Here is a 3,052-nt window from a genome sequence, read left to right as displayed (position 1 = left end):
CGCGGCGGTGGCCGTCTCATGCCCCGGCCTCTAGCGGGCGGGGATTCCCGAGGGTGGCTGGAGTGCTACGGCAGGTGCCACTGCTGGTTGTTTCCGCCGTTGCACGTCCACAGGATGAGCTGGGTTCCGTTGGCGGTGTTGTGGTTGGGGTCGTCCAGGCATTTGCCGGAGGCCGGGTTGACGAGCTGCCCGCTGACCGCCTGCCACTGCTGGTTGGCGCCGTCGTTGCAGGGCCACCACTCGACGAGGGTTCCGTTGCTGTAGTCGGCGCCGGTGATGTCCAGGCAGCCGCCGTCGATGGTCAGGGTTCCGTTGCTGTTGACCGTCCAGTTCTGCGCGGCGGCGTAGCCGTTGCAGTCCCACATCTGCACCTTGTTGCCGGGTGTCGCCGCGGCGTTGTTGTTGTCCATGCACTTGGTGCTGTCGACTCCGGACGTGATCGGCCCGGTCCGCGAGCCTCCGGTGCCGGTGGCGTAGCCGGCGGCGACGATGTTGGCCTGGACGGCGTTCTCCGTGGCCTCCGACGGGTAGCCCGAGGTCATGACGCCCTCGTAGAAGGTGCCCGCCGAGCCGATGCTGTTGTCGCCCCCGGTGCCGAGGATGATGGCGCCCTCCTTGCGCATCGGGTTGTAGCCGGGGACGTTGGGCCGAGGCCCGTTGTAGTAGGTGGAGAGGCTTCCCGACTGGGCGTTTCCGGCCCGGATCGACCAGTGGTTCGGCTCACCCTTGATGATGGCGGTGAGGAACCGGTGGTTGACGGTCGGATCGTTGGAGTTGTATCCGGCGTTGACTCCCGAGAAGAGGCCGTTCTCCAGGTCGGCCATGACCCACGGGCCGGGGCCGGTGCCGTAGCCCCACACCTTGATGTTGCCGAAGTAGATGGCCTCCATCGTGCCGTTGCCGTTGTCGCGGCTGTTGGTCTCGGCGTTGCCGTAGTCGAAGCAGCAGCCACCGTTGTAGTGGGTGCCGTCGAAGATGGCGTACATGCCTTCCGGCTGGTCGCCGGTGGCGACCCCGTTGGTGTGGTTGTTCCGGTATCCGGTGCCGGGGGCCACGTACACGCCGTAGGCCTTGTTGCCGTGGATCGTGATCGGCGCCGCCTTCGCGTCCGCCAGGTTGTCGTATCCGCCCGGGGCCGGGCCGGAGAACCCGCCCGGGGGCGCCTGAGTGAGGTGGTTGCCGCGGCCGGACTGGTCGTAGATGACGGTGATGAGGCAGTTGGTGCCGGCGCAGAACGAGTCCTGCGCGGCGGCGTCGGCGTAGCCGCCCGCACTCAGCACGCCGATGTCGCGCGTGGCGTTGTCCGATGAGCGCCGCACCTGGTACAGGGGTCCGTTGTACGCGCCGTACAGTGCCCGGGTCGTGCTGTGCGCGGCCACGCAGGGCGTGCCGCCCGCGGCGTAGATGTCACAGGGCTGCGACGTCGCCGCCGAGGCCCCGGTGACGGCGAAGCCGGTCAGTTGACCCGCGACGAGGACGAGCGCGCCGACCGCGACGAGCAGCGCCTTTCTCCAGTGGATCATGGGGAGCGGGTACCTTTCTCGGTCGATCGGGAAGTGTTAGCGCTAACATTTCGCCGGACTCCAAGGCGGGATCGATCGCCGGTGGTTAGCCGGAGTAAATAACGCGATGGACCCACCGTCAAGAGCCGATTGGCGCCCGGTTCGGCGCGGAGGAAGCTTTCGCAGTTCAGCCGCCGTGCTCTCGGCTTCAGGTGAGCGGACGGCTGGGATCTTCTGCGGTGTGTCCGCGCCCGGACCGCCATGAAAGGCGATGAATCCGGGCTTTCTCGTGGTCCGGACGGGCCGTTAGCGTTCGTCCGGCGCTCCCACGCGACCCGAGGAGGTACGCATGCGGGTGAGAGCCCTCATCGCACTCGCCGCCGTCGTGACCGGGTTGTCCGTCGCGACCCCCGCGCACGCGGCGCAGGTGACGACCTGCAATGGCGACGACACCGTCACGCTGCAGGGCGGTGAGTACATCTACCAGCAGAACGAGTGGAATTCCAGTGCGACGCAGTGCGCCGACGTCGACACGTCGAGCGGTGCCTGGACCATCACGCAGACCGGTTACAGCCTGCCCGCCAACGGCGCTCCCGCCACTTATCCGTCCACTTTCAAGGGCTGCCACTGGGGCACCTGCACGGCGAACAGCGGCCTGCCGATCCAGGTCGCCAAGCTGGGCAGCGCCAGGAGCTCGTGGTCGACCACCCAGGTGGCCTCAGGCGCGTACGACGCGGCGTACGACCTCTGGTTCAACTCCACGCCGAGCACCGGCGGGCAGCCGGACGGCACCGAGCTGATGATCTGGATCAACAGCCGCGGCGGCGTCCAGCCGTTCGGCTCCCGGACCGGCACCGTCGACCTCGCCGGTCACTCCTGGGACGTCTGGACCGGCGACCAGACCTCCTGGAAGATCATTTCGTACGTGCTGCGGGGCGGCGCGACCTCGGTGTCGAACCTCGACGTCAAGGCGCTGATCGACGACTCGGTCACCCGCGGCTCCCTCAATCGCGACCACTATCTGCTCGATGCCGAGGCCGGCTTCGAGATCTGGCAGGGAGGCCAGGGGCTGGCGACCAACAGCTTCTCCTTCGCCGCCGCCGAGGGCACGGATGACGGAGGCGGAGACGACGACGGCGACCCCGGCTCCAGCTCCGGCTGCCAGGCGAGCTACCAGGTCGCCAACGACTGGGGGAGCGGGTTCACCGCCTCGGTGACGGTGACCAACACCGGCACCAGCGCCACCCACGGCTGGAAGGTCACCTGGTCGTACGGCGGCGGGCAGACCGTGTCCAACGCCTGGAACACCGCGCTCACCCAGTCCGGGAGCGCCGTGACCGCGGTCAACATGCCCTACAACGGCACGATCGCCCCGAACTCCTCGACCTCGTTCGGCTTCCAGGGCGCATACTCCGGAAGCAACCCCGCGCCGACGCTCACCTGCACCGCCAGTTGACCGTCATGTTCCGGCCCGGGCCCCGGTTCACCGCCGGCGCCCGGGCGTCGGGTCGGACGGGCCGCAAAACGACCACTCGCCATTTTCCGCCCCC

At 68.3% G+C, this 3,052-nt stretch carries 2 protein-coding genes; one reads left to right on the top strand and one right to left on the bottom strand.

Annotation, left to right across the window (positions count from 1 at the left end; translation table 11 throughout):
* Positions 1–65: 65 nt before the first annotated feature.
* Complete coding sequence (locus ACIWVC_RS34400; protein WP_396455187.1) at positions 66–1,523, bottom strand: arabinofuranosidase catalytic domain-containing protein; 1,458 nt, start codon at positions 1,521–1,523, stop codon at positions 66–68.
* Between the two features lie 328 nt (positions 1,524–1,851).
* Between ACIWVC_RS34400 and ACIWVC_RS34395 the strand changes: the two genes are divergently transcribed.
* The gene (locus ACIWVC_RS34395) at positions 1,852–2,958 is read left to right on the top strand and encodes a cellulose binding domain-containing protein (protein ID WP_396455185.1); all 1,107 of its coding nucleotides are present in this window, start codon (positions 1,852–1,854) and stop codon (positions 2,956–2,958) included.
* Positions 2,959–3,052 lie beyond the last annotated feature (94 nt).

This window comes from Actinomadura sp. (assembly GCF_044508335.1).
In the GTDB taxonomy this organism is placed as follows: Bacteria; Actinomycetota; Actinomycetes; order Streptosporangiales; family Streptosporangiaceae; genus Spirillospora.
The sequence above is the reverse complement of the archived record's forward strand: the minus strand, read 5'-3'. Positions and strand labels throughout refer to the sequence as shown.